The 24,286-nt window shown below is 68.3% G+C and carries 23 protein-coding genes; 8 read left to right on the top strand and 15 right to left on the bottom strand.

Features of this window, described 5'->3' with window-relative positions; all coding sequences use genetic code 11:
* Window positions 1-7: 7 nt before the first annotated feature.
* From ACH34W_RS45825 to ACH34W_RS45810, 4 genes are read right to left on the bottom strand one after another with little or no spacing between them, the layout of a single operon-like run.
* Window positions 8-1,120 (bottom strand): branched-chain amino acid ABC transporter permease, encoded by a 1,113-nt coding sequence (locus tag ACH34W_RS45825; protein WP_395967529.1) that lies wholly within the window; start codon window positions 1,118-1,120, stop codon window positions 8-10.
* A complete protein-coding gene (locus tag ACH34W_RS45820; RefSeq protein WP_395967528.1) occupies window positions 1,113-1,997 on the bottom strand; it encodes a branched-chain amino acid ABC transporter permease in 885 nt (294 codons plus the stop codon). The genes ACH34W_RS45825 and ACH34W_RS45820 overlap by 8 nt, the downstream gene beginning before the upstream one ends.
* Complete coding sequence (locus tag ACH34W_RS45815; RefSeq protein ID WP_395967527.1) at window positions 1,994-2,806, bottom strand: ABC transporter ATP-binding protein; 813 nt, start codon at window positions 2,804-2,806, stop codon at window positions 1,994-1,996. Before ACH34W_RS45815 ends, ACH34W_RS45820 begins: the two co-directional genes overlap by 4 nt.
* Window positions 2,803-3,582: an ABC transporter ATP-binding protein gene (locus ACH34W_RS45810; RefSeq protein ID WP_395967526.1), complete on the bottom strand. Its 780-nt coding sequence runs from the start codon at window positions 3,580-3,582 to the stop codon at window positions 2,803-2,805. The genes ACH34W_RS45815 and ACH34W_RS45810 overlap by 4 nt, the downstream gene beginning before the upstream one ends.
* Window positions 3,583-3,867: 285 nt before the next feature.
* On the opposite strand from ACH34W_RS45810, the gene ACH34W_RS45805 reads away from it, so the two are divergent.
* The 3 genes from ACH34W_RS45805 (at window position 3,868) to dmpG (ending at window position 6,586) form a co-directional block, all read left to right on the top strand.
* Window positions 3,868-4,638, top strand: a complete 771-nt coding sequence (locus ACH34W_RS45805; protein WP_395967525.1) for a 2-keto-4-pentenoate hydratase — start codon at window positions 3,868-3,870, stop codon at window positions 4,636-4,638.
* Between the two features lie 63 nt (window positions 4,639-4,701).
* Entirely contained in the window at window positions 4,702-5,580 is an 879-nt protein-coding gene (locus tag ACH34W_RS45800) for an acetaldehyde dehydrogenase (acetylating) (RefSeq protein WP_395967583.1), read from the top strand.
* Window positions 5,581-5,584: 4 nt separating this feature from the next.
* A complete protein-coding gene (gene dmpG / locus ACH34W_RS45795; protein ID WP_395967524.1) occupies window positions 5,585-6,586 on the top strand; it encodes a 4-hydroxy-2-oxovalerate aldolase in 1,002 nt (333 codons plus the stop codon).
* Window positions 6,587-6,606: 20 nt separating this feature from the next.
* Here the strand turns inward: dmpG and ACH34W_RS45790 are convergent, their stop codons facing one another.
* Window positions 6,607-7,551, bottom strand: coding sequence for an erythromycin esterase family protein (locus ACH34W_RS45790; RefSeq protein ID WP_395967523.1), 945 nt, complete (start codon window positions 7,549-7,551; stop codon window positions 6,607-6,609).
* Between the two features lie 114 nt (window positions 7,552-7,665).
* Here ACH34W_RS45790 and ACH34W_RS45785 point away from each other — a divergent pair, with 114 nt between their 5' ends.
* Complete coding sequence (locus ACH34W_RS45785) at window positions 7,666-7,836, top strand: cadmium resistance transporter (protein WP_395967522.1); 171 nt, start codon at window positions 7,666-7,668, stop codon at window positions 7,834-7,836.
* On the opposite strand, the gene ACH34W_RS45780 is transcribed toward ACH34W_RS45785, so the two are convergent.
* Window positions 7,810-8,325 (bottom strand): HAD domain-containing protein, encoded by a 516-nt coding sequence (locus ACH34W_RS45780; protein WP_395967521.1) that lies wholly within the window; start codon window positions 8,323-8,325, stop codon window positions 7,810-7,812. The genes ACH34W_RS45785 and ACH34W_RS45780 overlap by 27 nt on opposite strands.
* A gap of 92 nt (window positions 8,326-8,417) precedes the next feature.
* On the opposite strand from ACH34W_RS45780, the gene ACH34W_RS45775 reads away from it, so the two are divergent.
* Entirely contained in the window at window positions 8,418-9,095 is a 678-nt protein-coding gene (locus ACH34W_RS45775) for a hypothetical protein (protein WP_395967520.1), read from the top strand.
* A 118-nt stretch (window positions 9,096-9,213) separates the two neighbouring features.
* Here ACH34W_RS45775 and ACH34W_RS45770 read toward each other — a convergent pair whose 3' ends face one another.
* The 4 genes from ACH34W_RS45770 to ACH34W_RS45755 all read right to left on the bottom strand — a co-directional run bounded on the left by ACH34W_RS45770 (window position 9,214) and on the right by ACH34W_RS45755 (window position 17,511).
* Entirely contained in the window at window positions 9,214-13,557 is a 4,344-nt protein-coding gene (locus ACH34W_RS45770; protein ID WP_395967519.1) for a family 78 glycoside hydrolase catalytic domain, read from the bottom strand.
* Between the two features lie 591 nt (window positions 13,558-14,148).
* Window positions 14,149-15,813, bottom strand: a complete 1,665-nt coding sequence (locus ACH34W_RS45765) for a cytochrome bc complex cytochrome b subunit (protein ID WP_395967518.1) — start codon at window positions 15,811-15,813, stop codon at window positions 14,149-14,151.
* A 48-nt stretch (window positions 15,814-15,861) separates the two neighbouring features.
* Window positions 15,862-16,560: a hypothetical protein gene (locus ACH34W_RS45760; RefSeq protein WP_395967517.1), complete on the bottom strand. Its 699-nt coding sequence runs from the start codon at window positions 16,558-16,560 to the stop codon at window positions 15,862-15,864.
* 183 nt (window positions 16,561-16,743) lie between these two features.
* Window positions 16,744-17,511 (bottom strand): helix-turn-helix domain-containing protein, encoded by a 768-nt coding sequence (locus tag ACH34W_RS45755; RefSeq protein WP_395967516.1) that lies wholly within the window; start codon window positions 17,509-17,511, stop codon window positions 16,744-16,746.
* 102 nt (window positions 17,512-17,613) lie between these two features.
* Between ACH34W_RS45755 and ACH34W_RS45750 the strand changes: the two genes are divergently transcribed.
* Complete coding sequence (locus ACH34W_RS45750; protein ID WP_395967515.1) at window positions 17,614-17,979, top strand: DUF4345 family protein; 366 nt, start codon at window positions 17,614-17,616, stop codon at window positions 17,977-17,979.
* A 329-nt stretch (window positions 17,980-18,308) separates the two neighbouring features.
* Here the strand turns inward: ACH34W_RS45750 and ACH34W_RS45745 are convergent, their stop codons facing one another.
* The 4 genes from ACH34W_RS45745 to ACH34W_RS45730 all read right to left on the bottom strand — a co-directional run bounded on the left by ACH34W_RS45745 (window position 18,309) and on the right by ACH34W_RS45730 (window position 22,577).
* The gene (locus ACH34W_RS45745) at window positions 18,309-19,166 is read right to left on the bottom strand and encodes a geranyl diphosphate 2-C-methyltransferase (protein ID WP_395967514.1); all 858 of its coding nucleotides are present in this window, start codon (window positions 19,164-19,166) and stop codon (window positions 18,309-18,311) included.
* Window positions 19,163-20,344: a family 2 encapsulin nanocompartment cargo protein terpene cyclase gene (locus ACH34W_RS45740; protein ID WP_395967513.1), complete on the bottom strand. Its 1,182-nt coding sequence runs from the start codon at window positions 20,342-20,344 to the stop codon at window positions 19,163-19,165. The genes ACH34W_RS45745 and ACH34W_RS45740 overlap by 4 nt, the downstream gene beginning before the upstream one ends.
* 188 nt (window positions 20,345-20,532) lie before the next feature.
* Window positions 20,533-21,207, bottom strand: a complete 675-nt coding sequence (locus tag ACH34W_RS45735; protein WP_395967512.1) for a response regulator — start codon at window positions 21,205-21,207, stop codon at window positions 20,533-20,535.
* On the bottom strand, window positions 21,204-22,577 hold the full coding sequence (locus tag ACH34W_RS45730) for an ATP-binding protein (RefSeq protein ID WP_395967511.1): 1,374 nt from the start codon (window positions 22,575-22,577) through the stop codon (window positions 21,204-21,206). Before ACH34W_RS45730 ends, ACH34W_RS45735 begins: the two co-directional genes overlap by 4 nt.
* A 221-nt stretch (window positions 22,578-22,798) precedes the next feature.
* Here ACH34W_RS45730 and ACH34W_RS45725 point away from each other — a divergent pair, with 221 nt between their 5' ends.
* Together ACH34W_RS45725 and ACH34W_RS45720 are read left to right on the top strand one after the other, a co-directional pair.
* Window positions 22,799-23,191: a hypothetical protein gene (locus ACH34W_RS45725; RefSeq protein WP_395967510.1), complete on the top strand. Its 393-nt coding sequence runs from the start codon at window positions 22,799-22,801 to the stop codon at window positions 23,189-23,191.
* A 97-nt stretch (window positions 23,192-23,288) separates the two neighbouring features.
* Window positions 23,289-23,963: a DUF6766 family protein gene (locus ACH34W_RS45720; protein ID WP_395967509.1), complete on the top strand. Its 675-nt coding sequence runs from the start codon at window positions 23,289-23,291 to the stop codon at window positions 23,961-23,963.
* Between the two features lie 86 nt (window positions 23,964-24,049).
* Here the strand turns inward: ACH34W_RS45720 and ACH34W_RS45715 are convergent, their stop codons facing one another.
* Window positions 24,050-24,247 (bottom strand): DUF2795 domain-containing protein, encoded by a 198-nt coding sequence (locus ACH34W_RS45715; RefSeq protein WP_395967508.1) that lies wholly within the window; start codon window positions 24,245-24,247, stop codon window positions 24,050-24,052.
* Window positions 24,248-24,286 lie beyond the last annotated feature (39 nt).

The following is a 24,286-nucleotide window of genomic DNA, read 5'->3' as shown; positions in this document are numbered from 1 at the left end:
GGAGCGATCAGTCGCGGGAGCGCCGGAGCCGGCGCCAGAGCCCGGCCAGGCCACCGGGCTCTGCGATCAGCACGATGACGAGGAGGGCGCCGAAGACGAAGCGGGCGAACATCGCCGCGTCGAGGCCGCCCGAGCCGGGCGCGGCCAGGAATCCCAGGGAGCCGCTGAAGCGGTCCAGGAGCAGGGGAAGCGCGGTGACGAACAGGCCTCCGGCGACCGCGCCGGGCACGGATCCAAGCCCGCCGATCACAGCCATCGCCAGATACAGCACGGCCAGGTGGAGGGTGAAGTACTGCGGGACGATGAACTCGAACGCCAGCGCGGTCAGCACGCCGGCCGCCCCGGCGAACACCGACGACACGGTGAACGCCGCCGCCTTGTAGCGGTGTGCGGGCACGCCCATCGAGCCCGCCGCAGCGGGGTTGTCGCGCATCAGCTGCAGGGCGCGCCCGGGACGGCCCCGCACGATGCGGCTCGCCACCACGATCGAGGCGACCAGGACGCCCAAGGTCAGGTACCACAGCCGTTCCCGGCCGGTGAAGGGGACGCCCAGCACCCACAAGCCGGGGGCGTCGCCGTTCATCTCGAACCCGCCCACGGCGAGCGTCGCGACCTCGCGGCCGTTGTATCCGCCGGTCAGCGGGGTGGCGTTCTTGAGCACGTGCTCGCCGATGAACACCAGAGCCAGGGACGCGACGCCCAGGTAGAGTCCTCCGACGCGTGCCGCGACGGGGCTGAACAGCAGCCCGGCCAGGCCAGCGGCGGCGATGGCGGCCAGCGCTGCAGGAAGGGTCGGCAGGCCCAGGCCGCCCGCCGCCGATGATCCGCCCTCCCCCGCCAGGTAGGCGTAGGTGTAGGCGCCGACTGCGACGAAGAAGGCGTGGGCCAGCGACAGCTGGCCGGCGGTGCCCACCAGCAAGGTCAGGCCGATGGCGCCGACCGCGGTGGCCATGCCGAGGATCCCGATGATCAGCCAGGACCCGTCCAGGAACAGGGGTACGGCGCACAGCGGCAGCAGGAGCAGCCACGGAGCGGCGTGCCGGACCAGCGCCGCGCGGCCGGGGCGCAGAGAGGAGGAAGGCGCGGCCTGCTCGGCGCGCCGCAGGGTCGTCTCAGACACGGTTCAGCTCCTTGGAGCCCAGAAGCCCGGAGGGCCGCCACAGCAGGATGAGGAGCATCACGACGTACGGGGCGACGGTGCCGGACCCCTCGCCGAGAAAGTGCAGGGAAGAGGCGTTGCCGTCGACGAGCGTCTGGGTGACGCCCACGACGAGACCGCCGAGAACGGCGCCCTCGGTGGAGTCCAGGCCGCCGATGATGATGGCCGGAATCGCGTTGAGAGCGATGACGCTGGAGGTGTGGTCGAGGCCCGGGTTGGGGAACCCCGCGAGGAACACTCCGGCGACACAGGCGAGGGCGCCACCGATGGCCCACGAGGTCAGAGCGACCTTGCGCTGGTCGATGCCCATCAGGGCGGCGGTGCGCGGATCGTCCGCCGAGGCGCGCATCCGGACGCCGAAGTCCGTGCGGCGGAAGATCAGGAAGAACAGGGCGATGAAGAGGATGCCGACGATGGTCGCCGCGATCCTGGCCTGCGGGAGGACGGTCCCGAGGATCTCCACACGCTGCCCGCCCCATGGGTCGCCCATGGTGAGGATGCGGGAGCCGATGCGGCGGGACAACTCGGTGGCCAGGAGGATGTCCACGCCGATCGTGAGGATCGTCAACACGAGGTGGTTCTGGGTCCGCATCGCCGCGACGAGTCGCTGGATCACCACGGCGCAGAGCGCGGACGCCAGCGCGCCCAGGGCGACGGCGGGCAGGAACCCTATGTGCGGGGACAGGACCGCGACGGCGTAGGCGCCGGCAAGAAGCACTGATCCATGCGCCAGGTTGATGACTTTGGTGCCCTTGTAGATCACGACGAATCCCAGGGCGATGAGGGAGTAGATCGAGCCGAGCGATACGCCGAGCAGCACCAGCTGCAAGATCTTCATGACGTTCCCTCCCGTGCCGGTGAAGCGGTCACGGCGTCCGTTTCGGGATGTGATGAGCCGAGATAGGCGGCGATGACCTCGGGAGAGTTTTGGACATCGGCCGGGGTGCCGTCGGCGATGCCGCGCCCGAAGTCCAGGACGGTGACCCGGTCGGCGATGGCCATCACCATCGGCATGTCGTGCTCGACCAGCAGCACCGAGATGCCCAGCGCGTCGCGGACGCTGACGATGAGGTGGGCGATGTCCCACTTCTCGTGGGACGGCATGCCGGCGGCGGGCTCGTCCAGCAGCAGGACGCCGGGTTCGCTGGCCAGGGCGCGGGCCAGCTCGACCCGCTTCCGGTCGCCGTAGGCGAGGGCACCGGCGAGGGTGTCCAGCTTGCCGCCCAGCCCGGCGAACTCGGCGATCTCGGTGACGCGGGCCCGGTGCACCTTCTCCTCGCGCCGCACCCGCGGCAGGCCGAGTGCGGTGGCCACGAACCCCGACCGGGTCAACCGGTGGCGGGCGACCATCAGGTTGTCCAGCACGGTCTCGTGGGCCGACAGCGCGATGTTCTGGAAGGCGCGGCCGACGCCGCGCCGGGCGATCTCGTGCGGCGGCAGATGGGTGAGGTCGTCGCCGCCGAACACGACCGTGCCGGCCTCGGGCCGGTAGTGCCCGCTGATGACGTTGAAGCACGACGACTTCCCGGCGCCATTGGGGCCGATGAGAGCGTGGACGGTGCCCGGCTCCACGGTGAACCCGAGCCCATCGAGGGCGGTGACGCCGCCGAACCGCAGCCGGATGCCCTCCAAGCGGAGCGTGGTCATGCCGACCACCTCGCCAGCGGGACCCGGTCGGCGAACCGGAGGAGCTCCTCGGCCGATCCGGAGCCACCCAGATAAAGCTGCTGCACCTCGTCGGTCGCCCGCAGGTCGGTGGTGGTGCCCGACAGGACGACACGTCCCTGCTCCAGGACGTAGCCGTCGTGGGCGACCGTCAACGCCATGGCCGCGTTCTGCTCGACGACCAGGACGGCGGTGCCGTTGCCGCAGATCGCCGAGATGATCTCGCCGATCCGTTCGACGACCTTGGGTGCCAGGCCGAGCGACGGCTCGTCGAGCAGAAGGAGCCGGGGCCTGCTCATCAGGCCGCGGGCGATGGCGAGCATCTGCTGCTCGCCGCCCGACAGGAGGACGGCCCGCTGCTTGCGCCGTTCGGCCAGGACCCCGAACATCCCGTAGGCCTCGTCGAGCGAGGTGCGGACGTTCTTGCGCGTCGTGGAGGCTCCCGCGCGCAGGTTCTCCTCAACGGTCAGGTCCGCGAAGACCCGGCGTCCCTCGGGGACATGCGCGATGCCGCGCCGGACCAGGGCCGTCGGCCCCAGCCCGTGGACCGGTTGCCCGTCGAAAAGGATCTCGCCGCCCTCCAGACGGCCGCCGTCGAAGGGCAGAATCCCCGAGACGGCCTTCATGAGGGTCGACTTGCCCGCGCCGTTGCCGCCGACGACCGCTGTGACCTGGCCCGGACCGGCTCTGAGGTGAAGCGATCTCAGCGCGGGCGCGCCCTGCCCGTAGCGCACGCTGATGCCCCGCACTTCCAGCATGTTCGTTGCCCTGCTTCCGGAGAGAAGGAAATTCGACTGCTGCCCCGGAACGTAAGGTGATGGCGGTCACAGGGGACCCCGTCGTTCCGCTCTGCGGCACACGAGTCCGCTGACCGGTCGTTTCGGCCGTCGGCGTGCCGCTGTCCGGAACACCGGCATGTACCACGGCACGGCGGTCGGCGATGCTCAGGAACGGCCCATCCCCTATGACTTCGAAGGTTCGCGATGACCGAGCCCACGTTCCCGACCGCTCAGACACACGGGACACCTGAACCCAGTGCCGCTGTGACCAGTGCCGCGCGGCGGCTCACCGAGGCCGCGACCTCCGGTGTTCCTTGCGATCCCGTGCGTGATCTCATCGGGGCCACCGATATCCGGGATGCCTACGCGGTCCAGGACCGCCTGACGCAGGCCCGGCTGGCTGCGGGAGCCCGGCGGGTGGGCCGCAAGATCGGGCTGACCTCGCCGGCCGTGCAACGTCAGCTGGGCGTCGACCAACCCGACTTCGGAGTGCTGTTCGACGACATGGACCTCTCCGCCGCGGCGCAGGTGCCCAGCGGACGGCTGCTCCAGCCCAAGGCCGAAGCGGAGATCGCGTTCGTGCTCGGCGCCGACCTGGCCGACGGTGACCTGGACGACGGCCAGGTCCGGGCCGCCGTGGACTACGCGGTCGCCGCCTTGGAGATCGTGGACAGCCGGATCGCCGGATGGGACATCACCATCGCCGACACCGTCGCCGACAACGCCTCCAGCGGCCTGTTCGTGCTTGCCGGCCGGCGTTTGACGCTCAAGGAGTTCGAGCCCCGGGATGTGACCATGCGGCTGCTCCTGGACGGCGATCCGGTGTCCGAAGGCACCGGCGCCGCGTGCCTGGGTGACCCCCTGATCGCTCTGGCATGGCTAGCCCGGACCGTCCGGGACCTCGGACAGCCACTGCGCGCCGGGGAGGTCGTGCTGTCCGGCGCGCTCGGCCCGATGGTCGCCGTTGGGCCCGGCAGCACCGTCCACGCCGAACTGTCCGGCCTCGGGCCCGTCACCGCCGTCTTCAGCGCCTAGGAGAGAACCGTGAAGAAGACCAAGGTCGCGATCATCGGGTCCGGCAACATCGGCACCGACCTGATGATCAAGGTGCTGCGGACATCGGCCTCGCTGGAGATGGGCGCGATGGTCGGCATCGACCCCGCCTCGGACGGGCTGGCTCGCGCCCAGAGGATGAAGGTGGCCATCACCGCCGACGGTGTGGACGGCCTGATCGCGATGGACGGGTTCGACGAGATAGGGATCGTGTTCGACGCCACGTCCGCCAAGGCCCACGTCGCCAACGCCGCCAAGCTCGCCCCGTACGGCAAGACCCTCATCGACCTGACGCCCGCCGCGATCGGCCCGTTCGTCGTGCCGCCGGTCAACCTGGAGGAGCACCTGGCCGACGGCGTCTCCAACCTGAACATGGTGACGTGTGGCGGGCAGGCCACCATTCCCATGGTCGCCGCCGTCTCCCGGGTGACCTCCGTCCCCTACGCCGAGATCGTCGCGTCGATCGCGTCCAGGTCTGCCGGGCCCGGGACCCGCGCCAACATCGACGAGTTCACCGAGACCACCGCCCACGCCATCGAATCGGTCGGCGGCGCCGGACGCGGCAAGGCCATCATCGTCCTCAACCCCGCCGAGCCGCCCCTGATCATGCGTGACACCGTCCTGTGCCTGATCGGCGACACCGACCACGACGCGATCCGCGCCTCCATCGCCGGCATGGCCACCGAGGTGGCGAAGTACGTCCCCGGCTACCGGCTCAAGCAGCAGGTCCAGTTCACCCCGATCGCTCCTGACGAGCCCGTCCACACCCTCGTGCCCGACGGCGCGCCACCGGTCACGACCAAGGTGTCGGTGTTCCTCGAAGTCGAGGGTGCCGCGCACTACCTGCCCGCCTACGCCGGCAACCTCGACATCATGACGTCGGCCGCCCTGCGCGTCGCCGAGACCATCGCCCTGCGGAAGTGAGCTCATGACCAAGCTGTACATCCAGGACGTCACTCTTCGCGACGGACTGCATGCCATCCGGCACCGCATCGACCCCGCCGACGTCGGCCGCATCGTCTCCGCCCTCGACGCCGCCGGCGTCGACGCCATCGAGGTCGCCCACGGCGACGGCCTCGCCGGGGGCTCCCTCACCTACGGTCCCGGCAGCCACACCGACTGGGAATGGATCGAGGCCGCCGCCCAGAACACCACCAACGCCGTCCTCACCACCCTGCTGCTGCCCGGCATCGGCACCATCGCCGAACTCGAACGCGCCCACGCCCTCGGCGTCCGCTCGATCCGGATCGCGACCCACTGCACCGAGGCCGACATCGCCGCCCAGCACATCGCCAAAGCCCGCGACCTCGGCATGGACGTGTCCGGCTTCCTCATGATGAGCCATATGGCGCCGCCCAAAGAGCTCGCGGCCCAGGCCAAGCTGATGGAGTCCTACGGGGCGCACTGCGTCTACGTCACCGACTCGGGCGGACGGCTCACCATGGACGGTGTCCGCGACCGGGTCCGCGCCTACCGCGACGTCCTCGACGCTGACACCCAGATCGGCATCCACGCCCACGAGAACCTGTCGCTGTCCGTGGCGAACTCCGTGGTCGCCGTCGAGGAAGGCGTCACCCGCGTCGACGCCTCCCTCGCCGGGCAAGGTGCCGGCGCCGGTAACTGCCCGATCGAGGCCTTCATCGCGGTCGCCGACCTCCAAGGCTGGGAGCACGGCTGCGACCTGTTCACCCTGCAGGACGCCGCCGACGACATCGTCCGGCCGCTGCGCGACCGCCCCGTCCAGGTCGACCGGGAGACCCTCACCCTCGGCTACGCCGGCGTCTACTCCAGCTTCCTCCGCCACGCCGAGACAGCAGCCGCCCTCTACGGACTCGACGTCCGGACGATCCTTCTCCAGGTCGGCGCCCGCAACCTCGTCGGAGGCCAGGAAGACATGATCACCGACATCGCCCTGGACCTGGCCACCTGACCCCGCCATCGGCCGCCTCGTTAGGGCAGTGGCCGGACGGGCGTTACCTCCTCGGTGTGGACGACGACGTCGAACCACGTGGCAAGTGATCCGCCGGACAGGTGGTGGGCCGCGTCGTCCTGCGGGTCGTAGAACGGGCCGATCAGCCGGGTGCGGCTCGGGGCGTCCAGCACGCGGCGGACGGGTTCGGGTCGTGGGCCCTGCAGGTTCAGGATGTATCCCGCCCTGCCCCCGGCGGCCGCGCTGAGGGCGGCGTCGACGAAGTCCGCGCTCGGGGCGGGCAAGGGCACGCCGATCGAGCCGCGCGCCATGGTCAGCCCGATCGAACGGTAGTCCATGCCCATGCGTTCACGCAGATAGCCACCCATGTTGCGGTGCGTCTCGAGGGACGGGGACACCGAACGAGGGTCGCCAACGGCGGTGTGCGCCATGCCACCCCAGTAGACGACCTTGTCGCCGGAGCGCTCCAGCCACCAGGCCACACCGTCGGCGAGCGTACGTTCCACTGCGGCCAGGCCATCGGGCTGCGTCGTGTGCCGCACAGGCTTGTCCGGGGACTGCGCGAAACGTACCGGGTCCTCGGGGTGACTCTCGTTGTAGAACCGCATCCAGCGGATGAGGTCGAGGATCTCCCCGGTCTGCCAGAACGCCCGCGCCCCAGCCAACATGGCCCGCGGGTCACCTTCACCAGTGGCGACGTAGACGTCCAGGCCGAGCCGGGCAGCGTCGTCGCCCTCCAGCGCCAGCGTCCGGAACCCCGCCTCCTCCACCAGCAGCCGCACGATACGGTGCGCCACGACCGACAACTCACGCGTCTGCCGCGCGGCGGCTCCCAGCGCCACGACCTTGGCATCGCCCACCAGCGGCACGAGCGGCCGCAGCTCGTCCAATGGCTCGTCATACTCCGTGCCGGCCAGCCCGTGGGAGTTCTTCCTGATCCACTCAGCCGCTGTCTCCACCGACATGCCGCCCTCCTCGCCCCCTTCACGCCCACCCCGAGCGATCCACTGCAAAGATCATCTGCCCTCAAGCATGGTTGAGGTCAACTCGGCACCAGCCCGACCCTGGTCACGATCGCGGTGTTCGCCCTCGGTGTCGCCCTGTGGTGCGCGGCAGGCTCCTGGCTCGGCTCACACGAGAAGGTCATCGAACTCGTCGAACGCTACGGCCCGTGGCTGGTGCCCGCGGTGTTCATGGCGATCGGCGCACTCATCCTCATCGAGTCAGGCGTGCTGGGCAAGATTCTGTGACCCGCCCGGAAATCCCGCTGCCCAGGAGAGCAACCTGTCTACGTGGCGTCGCGTGAGTCCGCATGTCTGGTTCACCTGCATCAGTTTCATGCCGCGGTGGGGCAGGGCCTGGCGCCTGGCCCGGAGTGGGATCTCGTCGTCCACCCACGCGAACCGCCGGCCGTTCGCGTGCCGGAGGATGGGCGCCCACTTGCGCATCTCTGCAACCTGCATGACAGGTACGCGAGGGTCGTCTGGCCGTCGCTGATAGGTCGTGAACGATACGAACGGCAACTCCGGCAGGCCGAGCAGAGGGCCGATGAACTCGTTCGCGTGCTTTTCCCAGGTGCTCGCCCAGACCAGTTCGTAGCATTCCCCGAGCTCACGCAGCCAGCACTGGTGCTCGGACGAGATCCGGACGGTCAGTCGGGCGACCGCGTGCTCGACGAAGCTTTCAGGGGCAACTAGACCAGTGGGGTTGAGGACCCCGTCGATGTCGAGGTAGAGCACTGGACGGCCAGGACGGCTACCCGGCCGTGGTGCGCCCCTGATACCCCATGCCACTCTGCAGGTTTAGCAGATTCCAGCCGCCAGGAGACTCCATGTCCCTGCTTGCCACCCCGCCGATGCCGGAGTCCCCAGCAGACGAACCGCTTCACGGCCACCCGAACGCCAACTGGCCGATCTACAGAACCTTCATCGCATTGGACATGGAGGGGTCGACGCTGCGCACCAACCCGGCGAAGCGGGTCCTGCGTGACCGCATGTACCTGCTCCTCGAGGAGGGCCTGCGCCGCTCCGGCGTCGGGGCCCACCACCTCGACCGGCTCACCGACCGGGGCGACGGCGTGCTCGCCCTCATCCGGCCTGCCGACGCGGTGCCCAAGACCCTGCTGCTCGACTCCTTCATCCCCACGCTCGTTGACCTGCTGACGGACTACAACCACGGGGTCGCTGACCAGCCGCCGCTGTGCCTCAGATTGCGAGTGGTCATCCATGCGGGCGACATCCACGACGACGGCAAGGGCTTCTTCGGCGAAGAGCTCGACGTCGCCTTCAGGTTGCTCGACTCGCCCCACGTCAAGCGGGCCCTTGCGCTCTCGGCCGGCTCGCTCGCCCTGGCGATCTCTGACGAGATCTTCCGCGCGATCGTCCGCCATGGCTACGGCACCATCAACGCGGGTGCCTACCGCCACGGCTTCTGCGTCAGGGTCAGTGACAGGCAACGGCAAGGGTGGATCCTGAACGACCCAGGATCCCCTTCCGTGCTCGCGCGCTGAATGACCTACGCCTAGGCCACCGGGCATTGCATGTCATGCCCGCAGGAACCGCAGTTCGCGGGTGAGAGCTGTGGCGGCCCGGGGATTCTCCGGGCCGCCACGGTGTTGGCACGCGGTCTCAATTCAGCGGGAACGACCAGACGTCAGCGATTGAGGGGTCGAAGTCGCCTGGGATGTCCTGGAAGCGGATCCGGACCTGGCCGTCTGCAGTGTCTGCAGAGGGTTGCACCACAAATTGGTAGGTCACTGTCCCGCTTCCACCTGCGGTTCGCTGGAATCGGCGTTGCGCCTGGAGATGGCCGTCGAGCGTCACGTCGTAGGTCTTGAGCTGCGCCATGTTGTAGGTCTCGACCGCCCGGATCACGAACGGCTGGCCTGCTGGAACCTTCAGGTTCATCTCGAACCACCCGTTGGACGCGCCGTTGTCGGTGTAGCGCCGGGTCAGTCCGGCCTCTGTGTTGGTGCCCGAGGACGCGGAAGCGGTGAGTGCGTGCGCGGTTTCCGAGGCCGCGTCCCCGACGTCCACGGAGTCGACCGGGTTGGCCGGTGGGTTCACGAGCTCGACCGTGGTCGTCGCGGTGCCGCGTTCCTCCGGCAGGGCGCCGGTGGCCGCAACGATGGTGGCTTCGCCCTGCGTGACGGTGAGCGGCACGTCGATCTTGACGGGCACCGTCACGGTGGTACTTGCGGCGATCTCGTGGGACGCCTTGGAGGGTGCGGTCCAGCCCGTTGGCACCTGGACGTCGAGGCCTCGCGTCAGGGCGTTCGCCGTCCGGTTGGTGAGCTGGACCGACGCTGTGAGGACGCCGCCGGGCTCGGCCTTGGCCGGTGAAAGGGAGACAGATTTGACCACGACCGGCGCGGCAACGGCCACGGACGCACCCACGGGCAGTTTCGCGGTTCCCTTCCGGTAGTCATAGCTGACCGTGCCTTCCAGCGGCGTCGGCCCCGAATCGGCGTCCTTGGGCACCCGGAGGTTGTAGCGCAGACGTGCCGTTTGGCCGGGCTTCACGAGCGTGGGGTTGTCCCCGGCCTCGCTCACCTGCCATCCGGAGGCGGCCTTGAGCGTCGCGGTGAGCGACGTCAGGTTCCTCTTCCCGGCATTCTGGACCGCGATCGCGACGGGGATGGTCGAGCCCGGGAACCATTCACCGACGGGCATTTCGATCTTCGCGGAGGCTCCCAGGACCAGCCCGGAGACCGCCGACAGGTCGGCTTCGATGCGGTCGTGCAGCGAGTCGACCGCTGCTCCATCGGCGGCGCTCAGGTGGCCCTTGCTCACTTGGAATGCCGTCCAGCGGCCGAGGTCGCCCAGGCGTGCCAGGGCCCGGTGCACTTGCCTGGCCGTGTCCTTCTCGTCATTGGCGGCATGGGCTTTCTGAGCGGCGCTGATGGAAGCTTGCGCTAGCCGGGTCCACTCGCGCGCCGCCGGTGCGCCGGGAGCGTTGAAAGTCGCGACCAGATCACGAAGCTGCTTGACCGCGTCGGCGCCCTCCCCCAGCCCGCCGAGAACGGGGTCGATGCCGAAGGCATAGGAGCCGGATCCGACTTCGAACACGGCTGCTCCACCTTCCATGCGGAGGAAGCGAACGCCTGGTGCGCCGATCGCCGGTCGGCCGCCTTCGGTGACCGCCCAGCGTGTCTTCGCCGGCACGTGCACCTCCGCGACGGTGTTCACCGGCACGGTGGCCTTCAGGTCGACACCGCTCTTGGACGTGCTCCACGTCGACGACAGCGGGCCGTACACCGTATTGAGGCGTCCGGAGCCTTCCGTCAGCCCGCCGCCGATGGCCGGCGCGATCCGGGAGCGCTTGTAACCGGGCGCGAGCGCCGACAGGCCACCGATGTTCTGGAACATCCAGTCGGCGACGGCCCCGTAGGCGTAGTGGTTGAACGAGTTCATGTCCACTGGGCCGAACGAGCCGTCCGGCTGGATCGAGTTCCAGCGCTCCCAGATCGTGGTCGCGCCGTTCCTGATCTCATAGCCCCAGGACGGGTAGTCCTCCTTCAGCAGCAGCGTGTAGGCGAGGTCGCCCCGGCCGATGTTGGTCAGCGCGGGCAGCAGCCATGGCGTGCCGATGAAGCCGGTCCGGAGGTGGTTGTCAGCCTGCGCCAGCTTGGCGACGTACTTCTGACCGGCCTTCTGCTTCCGGGCAGGGTCGGTGACCAGATCCATGCCGAGGGCGAGGGCGTACCCGGTCTGCGAGTTCCCGAGCACCGTGCCGTCCTGGGCCACGTACGCGTCCGTGAACGAACGGCGGACGGCCTGGTACAGGTCGGCGTACTCCTTGGCCTCATCGTTGCGGCCGACGGCCTGGGCCATCTCGGCCATCATCCGTACATCCTGCGCCCAGATGGCCGTGCCGAGAACACCCTGGTTGGACGGATCGTCGAGGTGGAGCCAGTCGGCGGTGAAGAACGTCGTCCGACCGGTCTCCAGGTTGTCCGCGCCAGCGGTGGCGCGGGCGTAGTTGAAGAATCTGCGCATCGCCTCGTAGTTGTCCCGCACGACCTGGACATCCCCGTAAGCGCGCCAGAGCGCGTGGGGCACCGTGATGGTGGCGTCCTCCCACCCCACGCCACTGTCCTCGAACACGCCGTTGGTGGCCGGGACGACGGCGGGGATCGATCCGTTGCTCTTCTGCTCATCGCGCACGTCGGTCATCCACTTGCCGAGGAAGGCGCGCATGTCACTGAGGTAGGTGGCGGTCGGGGCGAAGATGCTGATGTCACCCGTCCACCCCAACCGCTCGTCGCGGGCGGGGGTGTCGGTCGGGATCGACAAGAAGTTGCCTCGCGCGCCCCAGGAGACGTTGCTGACCAGTTGGTTCAGCATCGCGCTGGACGTGCGCAGCGTCCCCGTGCTGGGCAGATCGGAGCCCCACACGACGCCCTTCACGTCTGCCGCTTCGGGCGCCTGGCTCAGGCCGGTGATCTCGATATAACGGAATCCGTGCTGGGTGAAGGTCGGCTGATAGGTGATCGTGCCGTCCTCCGCGAACGTGTAGTAGTCCGTGGCCAACGCGGCGCGGAGGTTCGCGGTGTACATCGTGCCGTCGCGGTTGAGGACCTCGGCATGCCGGAGCCGCACGGTCTGCCCGGCCTTGCCCGTGAGGGTCACGCGCGGGACGCCCACCATGTTCTGCCCGAGGTCGTAGATCGTCACGCCGGAGTTCGGCCGGGTGACCTTGACGGTGTCGAGGACCTCCGTCTGGCGGACCGGCTCGTCGGGCTGCGGCGACAGCTTGGCGGTGTCGGATGGCCGCACCACGACGGGCTTCCAGGTGGAGGCGTCGAACGCCGCGCGGTCCCATCCCGGCTGTTCGAACCGTGCGACGTAGGTCTCGCCCAGCTGGTTGTCAGTGGCCACGAACGGCCCCGGGGCCCACCTCCAGTCGGAGCCGGTGTCGACCCACTGCACGCTTCCGTCGTCATAGGTGATCTTCAGCCGCGCGACCAGGGCCAGGTCATGGCCGTACTGGCCCTTGCCCTCCAGGCCGATCTTGCCCGCCCACCAGCCGTCGCCCAGCTGGGCGCCGAGCCCGTTGCCGCCCTGCCGGACCAGGCCGGTCACGTCATAGGTCTGCGACTGGATGCGCTTGGCGTACTCGGTGTACCCCGGTGCCAGGAACTGGTCGCCCACCTTGCGTCCGTTGAGGGAGAGCTCGTAGACACCATGCGCCGAGGCGTACACCCGGGCGCTCTTGACGGTCTTGCCAGGGTCGGTCTTGAAGTCCGTTCGCAGCAGCGGCTCATTCTCGTCCGGGCCGATGAGGAACGCGTCGGTGGTCCCGGTCACGGTGACCTGCCGGTCGCTGAACGTCCCGCCGTTGAACGGGTTGCCGGTGAAGTCGGGATCCGCCAGCACCGTGCCGTCAGGCTGGGTGACCTTGAACGAGCCGACGGTCACCGACTCGGCTCCGTGCGTGCGCAGGCCCACCCGGCCGTAACTGAAATTCGTCACCGTGCGGGTGTCGACGACGACATCGTCCAGGGTGGTCTTGATGGTGTTGCCACTCACCGTGTAGGTCACCGTGTGCGTTCCCTTGAGGAGCGCGTCACGGGTGAAGCCGAAGGGCCGCAGATCCACGGTCCCGAGCACCGAGTAGTTGCCGTTGGCCCGGAGATGCGGAACCAGCTTCGGCATGTCGGAACTCGTGGTTCCGACGTTGATCTGCCACATGTAGGCGTTGTTCGCGCTTTGGGCGCGGAGGAACGTTCCGAAGGCGGTGTCGTTGAGCTTGAAGCTCAGTGTCGCCGCGTAGTCGGTCCAGTTCTCGTACGTGGGGGTCGGCTTGCCGATCCAGGCCGCTGAGCCCCAGTCACCCGCCGACAGCAGCCCGGTCTCGAACCACGCCGGCGCGCTCCAGCCACTTGCCGAGCCCTGGCCGTCCCACACGCGGACTCGCCAGTGGTACCGGGTACCCGACGAGAGCGCCGGGCCGTCGTAGGCGACGTTCACCTGCCGATCAGAGCCGACCCGACCCGTGCTCCACACATCGGACGCGCCCGGGGAGGAACCGACCTGGACCTCGTACGCCGACTGGGTGACACCGCGACGCGAGGACGTCGACGTCCAACCGAAGACCGGAGCCTGACCGGGGATGCCCAGAGGGCTGACGCGTCCGTTCGTGGTCAGCCCCCCGACCGCGATCGAAGCAGCCACTTGCGCCTGTGCCTCGGCAGTGGCCGGCCCCGACAGGCCCCCGAGGCACACAGCGAGGCACGCCACCAGCGCCACCAGCCGACGCCTGACCCCCGCCTGCCGGGACCGCCGAAGAGGAACGTGAATCGCCATACGCACCATGCCTTCCAGCCAGCAGGCCGTCACCGACAGCCATCCGGGGGTAATTAAAACGTTTTAATCACAGGGAATTGACCTGAATATATGTGGGGTACGTCACGAAGGTCAACAGGTCGACGCAGGCCGAGAGCAAGCGGGCACCGCAAGGCCGGGACACCACAGGGAGCATTGGAGCACCCCTCTGACCCCCGGGCCCACCTCAAAGAGAGCCAATGCCGGGCAGGGTCCAAAAATCGTTTTGAAAAGTTCTTAGCTGCCTGAGCTGCTTTCTCGGGAGGCGAGGGACTTTTCGCCGTTCGACTGCTCCAAGGCGGGGCCAGGGGGAGCGGTGGCGATGTCGGCGCGGAAGCGGCGGTTGAGAGCGGCACGTATGCGGCTCAGGCGGTGGCGTGCCTGCGGGCTCTCGATGTCGTTCGCCGGGGGCGGCACGTCCAGCGGCACGGCGGGAGCGGGGCGCGGATCGGTGATCGCGGCGGTCTTCTCGGCGGGCAGGTGCCGGTGGACCTCGGCGAACTTTCCATCGGGCGCCTGACGGATGACGCCCGTCTCCAGCCCGTGCCGCACAAGTGCGAGGTCGCGCCGCTGGAGGCCGACGCAGATGCGGTAGGCGATGACGTAACCGAGCACGGGCCCGAGGATCACCGCGCCGCGGAAGAACCACGTCGTCCAAAACAGCGGGATGTCGAACTTGTGGGCCAGGACATCGTTGCCGCCCGCCGCCCACAGCAAGCCGTAGAAGACGACGCCGCCGACGCCGATGCCGGTCCGCGCGGGGACGTCGCGGGGCCTGTCCAGCAGGTGATGGATCGCGTGGTCGCCGGTGACCCACCGTTCGATGAACGGGTAGACGGCCAGCCCGGTGAACAGCACCCCCGGAACGACGAGTGCGGGGATCACGATGCTCAGCGAGAGCGTGTGCCCCCACGCGCTGATCTCCCACGCCGGCATGATGCGCAGGGCGCCCTCCAGCCAGCCCATGTACCAGTCCGGCTGCGAGCCGGCGCTGATCGCGCCCGGGTCGTACGGGCCGTACAGCCAGATGGGGTTGATCTGGATGAACGCGGCCATCAGCGTCGTGACGCCCAGGATCCACAGGAACAGCGCCGTCGTCTTGGCGATGAACGTCGGGAAGAACGGGTAGCCGCGGACGGTGGAGTTGGATCCGCCGCGTCCCGGGAACATCGTGTGCGTCTGCCGCCAGGTCAGCACGATGGCGTGCAGCGGGATCAGCGCGGCGAGTATCCCCGGAATCAGCAGCACGTGGATGATGTACAGCCGCGGGATGATGTCGGTCCCCGGGAACTCCCCGCCGAACAGGAACATCACCAGGTACGTGCCGATCACCGGGATCCCCGCGAGAAAGCCCTCCAGGATGCGGATGCCGGTGCCGGAGAGCAGGTCGTCCGGGAGCGAGTAGCCGAAGAGGCCGTTCAGCATCACGAGCATGAACATGACCACGCCGATGATCCAGTTCAGCTCCCGCGGTTTGCGGAACGCGCCGCTGAAGAAGTTGCGCAGCAGGTGAAGGAGGATCGCGCCCATGAAGACGAGCGTCGCCCAGTGGTGGATCTGCCGCACCAGCAGCCCGCCCCGGACATCGAAACTGATGTTCAGCGACGACGCGTACGCCTCGCTCATCTCCACGCCGCGCAGCGGCGCGTAGGAGCCGTCGTAGACGACCTCGTGCATGCTCGGCTTGAAGAACAGCGTCAGGAACACCCCGGTCAGCAGCAGGATCACGAATGAGTACATCGCGATCTCGCCGAGCAGAAAGCTCCAGTTGTCCGGGAACGCCTTACGCATGGCCTTGCGAGCAAAGCCGGTCGTCCCAAAACGTTCGTCCAGAGCCCGCGTCGTGGCCTCCAGCGTCCTCGGCGGTGTCTTTGCCCTGCCGGGTGCCCGTGTTCCTGCCATTCTCAAAGTCCTTTCGTCGCGTGCGAGACGGAGGCCTGTGGCGTGTCGTCAGAGGGATGCCGCGCGGTGCGCGCGTCGCGGGTGGCGGGGTAGCCACCCGGTCCGGTGGAGGAGGCGGACCGGCGGCGGCATCAGGTGCAGAACGGCCTGGGTCGTTGTCTCGGGGGCGCCGTCCAGGAGCCAGGACAGGAAGACGCCAAGGCCCCTGACTCCCACCTCGCGGCGGAACTCGACGTCGAACGTGGCCCACTCGTAGGGCGTGAGCGTCTCGTGGATCAGCGGCAGGACATGGGCCTCCTTGTGGTCGAGATGGGCATGCACCGCGTCACGGAGGGCCGGCATGCAACGGGCGAGGACGATGCGGTCGCCGTGCTGCAGCGCCGCATCGACCGTGTCCAGCAAAGGGACGAGCCGGACGGCCCGTTCGTCCATCTCGTCCAGCACCGTGCCGCCCTCGTCCAGCACCGTGCCGCTCTCGTCCAGCACCGTGCCGCGCGCACCGCCCGCCGGGACCCTGCCGCGCATCACCGTCCACAGCGCCCGCCGTTCGGCGGCGTGCTGGGCGCACCAGTGGAACCTGAACAGGGCCCAGAGATCGCGGGGTGGCGGAACGGGGATAGCCCGGTCCACATCAGAACCGGCCGCGGCCGCGAGCCGCGCCGTGTCACGACGAAACGCCCCGTACACCGCGTGAAGCATCGTCAGGTCGAACCGTCCGGGCGCGCTCCCCTCCGTGATCGCGCTCATGCCACCTCCTCGGCGCCTCATGACGGCCAGGAAGGGCCGTCAGGCACGAGACGCAATGAGGGGCCTGAAACGTGACATCAAACAGGCGCCGGAGATGTGTGAGCTACCTCACTAAGCCCCTGAGCGCACGTCGCCGAGCGGCTCCAGCGACCGCACCGGCTGCACCGGTCGGCACCGCGAAGATCACTGAGCAGCCGGCTCCGCCGCATGGTGATCAATGTGAGGAGAGGCGATGCGGATACTCAGCCCGGCGGCGAGCAGCCGGGACGGCGTCAGCCCGAACATGCCATGGAACGTGCTGCTCAGATGCGACGGCGTAGAGAATCCCGACTCCACCGCGATCGTGGTGAGATCGTGTCCGGCGTCCAGCAGCGAAGCCGCGCGAAGCATCCTCGCCCACAGCCGATAGCGGCGGAAACTGGTGCCGGTCTGGTCCTTGAAGAGGTGCAGAAAGCGGGACCGCGACAGCCCGGCCGCAGCAGCCATCTCGTCGGCCGAGACCAGGGACTCGGGCTGATCCAGCAGTCGCTGTGTCGCCGCCCGGATCCGTTCGTCAGCCCTGGGGGACGCCGCCACCGGGGCAGCCGTCCGCAGCCAGTCCTCCCCCGCACCGTCGCCGGCGATGGCCTCGCCAAGCCTGATCAGACGCTCTTCTGCGCGATGTCCGTGCAGAATGCCGCCGCCTTCAGTGGCCATTTCAGCGTGGCAGGCGCGGGCGCGCCGCGTCGCCGGATCGAGGTAGCAGAAGACCATCTGATCTCCGCCCGCGGCCAGCTGGTGACGCAGCCGCGGCGGCACGAGGGCCGTGCGGGTGGTGATCGCCTGGCTTCCCTCCGCCCGCACGGTGAACGGAGCGTCGACGCCCACGGCGAGACAGGCGACCGACCCGGCGTGCATGTCCAGATCCAGTGAGGGTCCGGCGTAGAGCGCCTGCCCAGGCCACAGCCACAAGACGGCTCTCCTCTCCCCCGGGAGCACGTTCTTGAAAGCGGACTGACGGTGCACGGATCCATTCTCTCCAGCGATGCCAAACGTCGTTCGGAGGTCGTCGTCGTGAACACCGCAGTGATCGTCCTGGTGGCCATATTCTTCCTCGGCATGGGGGTCTGCGGGCTCGCCGCCCCCGCCACGTTGATCAAACCGTTCGGGATCCTCCTCTCCTCCGCGGAGGCCCGGACCGAGGTACGAGCCGTCTACGGCGGGTTCGGAGTCGCGACCGCCCTCCTCCTTGCCTGCGCCGCGGCCGACATCGCAGGGCTGCGGCCAGGAGCCGTGATCGCGGTCGGCATCGCCTTGGCCGGGATGGCCTTCGGGCGATTGGTGGGACGGGTGGCGGACCGGCCTGCGCGCTTCTACCCGAGCTGGTTCTACTTCTGGGTGGAGTCGGTGGGGGCCGCCGCGCTGATCGCCGTGAGCTGAGAAGCTGTCGGCTCGCCCGGGCCGCCTCGGACCGGACGTGAAGCGTCTCCACTTGGAACTCGGCGGTAACTTCCCTGTCATCGTTCACGGCGATGCTGATGTACGCGAGACCGCCGAGCTCCTCGGCTCGATCGTGTAACACAACGCGGGACAGGGCTGCACGGCCCCGTCCCGCATGCTCGTCCACGACGAGTTTGTGTCGGTGCTGGCATCCGTAGCCGCTTCGGCGGAGTTCGGGCCGGTGAACCGGCACAGCTCGCGCGGGTCGAAGACCTGACGGCCCGGCTCCCGTCGCACGCCAAAGTCGCCGTCGGCGGGAGTCGTCATGGTCAGATGCGGTCGGCTGCGATCAGCAGGTAATGGAAGCTTCCGTCGGTGTAGGCGTTGAGGAACGCCTCCTCGATGCCGGTCGCCAGATGGGAACGCGCCCGCAGCCGCCAGTAGGGGATCGTGGCCTGGGTCAGGTCGATAACGTTGATCGGGACGAGCTGGTGGGCGGCCATCGCCGCGAAGTAGGCGCTGCGCGGATGGATGTCGCAGATGTAGTGGGTGTTGATCTGGCTGACCGACCTGGACGGCAGTCCGTACACATCGTTGTAGCAGCCGGTGATGCACACATAGCGGCCACCGGGCTTCAGGAGCCTGCTGTGTTCGGAGAACAGCTCGTCGAGGTTGACGTACATCGTGGACTCGTTGTTCCAGATGCCGTCGAAGGAGCCGGTGGCGAAGCCGGTGTGCAGCATGTTGCGGAACTCGAAGGTCACCTTGTCGGCGACGGCGCGCCGCCGAGCCTGCTCGTTGGCGAAGCTGACCTGCTCCTTGGAGATCGATACTCCCGTCACCTGGCAGCCGAATCGCAGGTTGGCCATGAAACTCGTGCCGCCCCGCCCGGACCCGGCGTCCATGAGACGCCCCGTGGCCGGAATCGGGCCAAGGTGCTCGAGCAGGAGATCAGCCTGTGCGGTCTCCAGCCGGTGCAACTCGGCGGTGAGGCGCTCCGGGCGGGTCTCCTCCGGGCCCTCCAGGACCGCCCAGTCGGGCTCGCCGATGCCGTAGTGATGGTGATAGGTGCCCGAGACCTTGCCCAGTTCGAGGTTGACCGGATCGCGTTCGGCGTTCCAGTAGTCGGCGACCGAGCGCTGATAGGCGCTGGCCAAGACGGTTTCGGTGGGAGCGGGGGCCGTCATGAGGGATCCTTCCTGGTGGTGGAGGCGTAACGGTCGTTGGTCGCGTGCCATTCGAAGCCGCCGCCCATCCATGCCCTCAGTCCCCGCAGGAACCACTGGAGTTGCGGGGAGGGGACGGCGGCCAGTGCCTGGTGGTCGCGCTCGAAGTCGCGGACGAGGTCGTTGTGGAGCGCGACGGCGATCTCGGCGGCCTCCGGGAGGGAGCAGCCCCGGTCGGCCGCCACCAGCAGAACGAGGTTGCACACCGGTTTGTCGTCGGCGGCGTCCTTCTCCACAGAGTGCAGATCGTTGACGATGACGGACGCGGTGCCGGCCCGGAACGCCGCGTGCCGCACCCGCGGGTCGTAGAACAGGTTGGCAGGCAGCTCGTAACCTCCGACCACGTCGATCAGGGTCATGGAGGTGTAGAAGCTGTCGTGCTGGCGAGCCGCCAGATACTCCCAGGCGGCCGGGTGCTCACCGCGTTCGCGCCAGGCCGCGTACGCCGTCCAGCTCACGAACATCGCGAACGTCGAGTAGCAGATCCGCTGGACCTGGGCGGGCGTGGCATGCCGGCCAAGGTGCTCGACGGCTGAGGTGAACATGCGCAGGACGAGGTCGTCGCGCAATGCGTCCTGCAGCGGAGGCGTGAACTCGCCCGCGGGCGGCGGCGGGTCCATCGCCGACATCGCGAGGGTGAGCCGTTCGGGCAGCAGAGCCAGCACGGCACCAAGCGCGGAGTCGTCGGCGTAATAGTCGTCTGCGGCCCACCAGCTCGCGTTGAGCTGGGCGGCGAGGAGGAGGGCGTCGGGATCATCGGTGTCGGGATGGGTGAGCATGGCGAGGCGGCCGAACTGCGCCTTGCTCAGCCCGTCGAGCTCATGTTCCTGGAAGCCCCGTTCGGCGGCCCAGGCCAGCAACCGCCCGTCGACCTCAGCGCCGAGCCGGTCATCGACGCGTTCGACGGGTGGGCAGTACAAAAGCGGCGCGCTGCCATCCCCCCACGAACGTTCGGAGTACGCCACCTGCGGAGCCAGCGCCAGTGGCGGGCAATCACGCCTGCCCTGCCCGGTCCGGCACGCACCGAGCAGCGAGGGGACCCCGGCCGCGGCCGTGCCCAAACCAGTCGGCCCCGGCATCCGCCACGGCCCCGCTGCCGCGGCGATCTCTGGGGAGCCGCCAAGGAGATTCCCATGCATGATCCAAGGACCTCTTCCGTCGATCCGAACCCCTGGAGAATCTCACACAGAGTATCGAACTGAACACTATAAGTACCTATCCATTGGGTAATGAGACAAGCACTCTCAGCGGGAATTGGGCACTGACCTGCGCGTTCAGCGGTCGCGGCTATCCTGGCTAGCCACCAGCCCAAACCTTGGCGGCGCCCTCAGGGTTCGAAGCGGTAGCCCATGCCGGGTTCGGTGATCAGGTGGCGGGGATGGGCGGGATCGGCTTCGAGCTTGCGCCGCAGCTGAGCCAGGTAGACGCGCAGATAGTTCGTCTCGTGCTCGTACGCCGGGCCCCACACCTCGCGCAGTAGCTGCCGCTGGCTGACCAGGCGGCCGGCGTGGCGGACCAGTACCTCCAGCACATGCCACTCGGTCGGGGTGAGCCGGATGTCGGTCCCCTGGCGGGTGACGCGTTTGGCAGCCAGGTCGATGGTGAAGTCCTGCGTGGCGATCACGGCGGCCTCCTCGGCCGGGGTGGCGCGGCGAACCGCGGCGCGCAGCCGGGCCAGCAACTCGTCCATGCCGAACGGCTTGGTCACGTAGTCATCGGCACCGGCATCCAGGGCCTCGACCTTGTCGGTGGAGTCCTGCCGGGCCGACAGCACGATGATCGGCACGCTCAGCCAGCCGCGCAGGCCCCGGATCACCTGCCCGCCGTCCATGTCCGGCAAGCCCAGATCCAGGATCACCACGTCGGGCCGGTGGCGGGCGGCCAGGTCCAGCGCGGTCCGCCCGTCCGGCGCGGCCTCCACCTCATAGCCGCGGGCCTTGAGGTTGATCCGCAGCGCCCGGACGATCTGCGGCTCGTCCTCGACCACCAGGACCCGGGTCATTGCTCCTCCGCGATCGGCAGGGCGAACACCATGGTCAGGCCACCGCCAGGAGTATCGGTGGCGGTCAAGGTGCCGTCCATCGCCTCGGTGAAGCCGCGGGCGACCGCAAGGCCCAGCCCGACCCCCGTGCGTTGCGGGGTTTCGCCGAGCCGCTGGAACGCCGCGAAGATCTGCTCCCTGGCGTCCTCAGGCACCCCCGGCCCGTTATCGGCCACACGCAGCTCGATCTGGCCGAAACGCACCTCGCTCGCGGTCACCAGGATGCGGCCCGCGCCGTACCGCACCGCGTTCTCCACCACGTTGGCGACCGCCCGTTCCAACAGGCCCGGATCGGCCAGCACTGCCGGCAGCGTCTCAGGCACATCCACCTCGATCAGCTCTTCGTCCACCCCGGCCAGCGCCTGCAGGACGACCTCCTCCAACGCCACCGCCCGCGCGAGGGGCGCGAGCGCCCCAGCCTGCAGCCGGGTCATGTCCAGCAGGTTGGCGATCAGTCCGTCCAGCCGGTCGGCGGACTCCTCGATCGTGGCCAGCAACTCGGCTTGATCCTCTGCCGACCATTCCACATCGGCTTGACGCAGGCTGCCCACGCTGGCCTTCACCGACGCCAGCGGCGTGCGCAGATCATGCGAAAGGGCCGCCAGCAGCGCCGTACGGACCTTGTCGACCTCGGCCAGCTGCCGCGCTCGCACCGCCTCGGCCTCCAGATGCTGCCGCTCCAGGGCGGCCGCCGCCTGATGCGCGAACGCCGCCAGCACCCGCCGGTCCGAGTCCGGCAGCACCCTGCCCCGCACCGCCAGAACCGCATCATCACCGACCTGGATCCGCATGTCCGCTTTGTCGGGATCCGTGTAGCCAGAATCCGCGTCGCCAGGATCCGCAGCCTCGGGCACGCCGGCCGACCCGGCCACCCGCCAGCCCGAACCGTCCCGCTCCAGCATGGTGACCGAAGTCAGCGCGAACGTATCCCGGGCCTGGGCCAGCAGATCCGGCAGGGTGTCCTGGCCGCGCAGCACGGTGGTGGACAAACGGCTCAACGCCGCCGCCTCCCTACCCGCCCGCACCGCCCAACGCCGCCGCCGCTCGGCCAGATCGACCACCAGCGACACCGCGACCGCCACTATCACCGACACCACCAGCGCCAGCACATGGTCGAAATCGGCGATGCTCAGCGTGTAGTAGGGCGGGGTGAAGAACCAGTTCGCCAGTAGGTTCCCTGAGATCGCCGCGCACAGCGCCGGCCCCAGCCCGCCCACCAGCGCCACCGCCACGGTGACCGTCACGAACAGCAACAAGGTCGAGGCCAACGCGACGTGATCACGCAACTGCGCCAACAACGACGTCACCAGGAGCGGGCCCACCAGCGCCAAGGACCACCCGGCCAGCAACCTGCGACCGCTCAGCCCACCGTCCCCGCGCATACTCATGACGATCTCCAAAGTAAGCCCGAGCATGCCAGCCGCCACCCGATGACCTGCGTCGACCCCCACTCGGCGCGGGAGTAGAGGGTCAACTCCACGCCGTCCCGGGTGCAGGTCATCGGCAACTTCTTTGGTGTCTGGATCAGGCTTGTCGTGGGTAGAGCCGGGCCATGATGAGTATTGCGCCGCTTGCATTGACCACGGCGCTGGCTGTGACATGCCTGAGTGGATGTGCTTCATCAGATACCGAACGGCTGCGCGTCGAAACGACGGCTTTCATCCACGCGGTCGGGCAGCGTGACGGTGCCAGAGCGTGCGGATACCTGCTGCCCCAGGCAGCACGGAATCTTGAATCAAGCGGTTCAACATGCGCGGAGGAGATCCTCAAACTCGACCTGACACAAGGCGAGGTCGGACGCGTTGAGCGCTGGGGCGACAACGTCCGCCTCCACGTCGGCGATCAGCACGTCTTCCTCAGCCGATGGGGAAAGACCTGGCGCGTGGCCGCAGCGGGTTGTAAGCCGCGGCCGCATCAACCCGACGACTGTGAAGTGGAAGCCTGACCATGCGAGTGGTGTTCTCGTTGACCTTGGCGATCGTCCTCCTTGGGCTGGCCTACTTCACCGCCATCGGACTGCTGCACCGCTGAATGGGGGGACGATGCGGCGCTTTCTTCGAGACAACGGCCTAACGCTGTTCTTTCTGGCTTTGATGGCAATTGCTCTGGTCATCCAGGGATTGTCTGGACATGCTGAGTACAACAATCAGCGGACTGCGCAGGGCGGCGGCACGGTGGGATTGCTCGACTACCTCACCGGCTCGGACTTCGCCGTGGACGTGACCGAGAACTGGCAGTCGGAATACCTGCAATTCTTTCTCTTTATCTTTGTGACGGTCTGGCTGGTCCAACGCGGCTCGCCAGAATCCAAGGAGCCCGGCAAGCAGGGTACCGAAACCGACCAAGAACAGAAGGTCGGCCGTCACGCCGGCCCCGACTCTCCCTCGTGGGCGCGCGTCGGCGGGCTGCGCGGCGCAGTGTTCTCCTATTCCCTGGGGCTGGTCATGGGTAGCCTCTTCTTGCTGTCGTGGCTGGCTCAGTCCATAGCCGGCCGTGCGGCCTACAACGCCCAGCAACTGGCCGAACGTCAGGACACCGTCTCCTGGCTCAGCTACCTCGCCACCGCCGAATTCTGGAACCGGACGATGCAGAACTGGCAATCCGAATTCCTCGCAGTGGCCTCCATGGCAGCACTGTCGATCTATCTACGGCAACGGGGCTCCCCCGAATCCAAGCCCGTCGGCGCGGCCCACCACACCACGGGCGTCGAGGGCTGATCGCAAGGGCCGCCCGGACGAACACGCCGCCACGGGGTCCTCCATGCGCGTGGTGCAGGTCAGGAGACCACGCGCGTGGGTGCAGGTCAGGAGACCTTGCTGATTTCCTCACTGACACCGCTGGGCCCGTCGTACTCACGATCGGGGATCGCGCGAAGCGCCTCCAAAAGGTCTTGGTCGACGCCTTGGCCCTCGGCGTGCTGAACCAGGTCATCACGCCGGGCCGGATAGCTCATTCCGGAAAGGCACTTTTGGACCTCGATAAATGAAGGCTGGTCGGCCATGTTCTTCTCCCTGATATGTCGTGGTGCGGTGACCGTTCT

The organism is Actinomadura sp. 6N118 (assembly GCF_044326415.1).
Classification (GTDB): Bacteria; Actinomycetota; Actinomycetes; order Streptosporangiales; family Streptosporangiaceae; genus Spirillospora.
The sequence above is the reverse complement of the archived record's forward strand: the minus strand, read 5'-3'. Positions and strand labels throughout refer to the sequence as shown.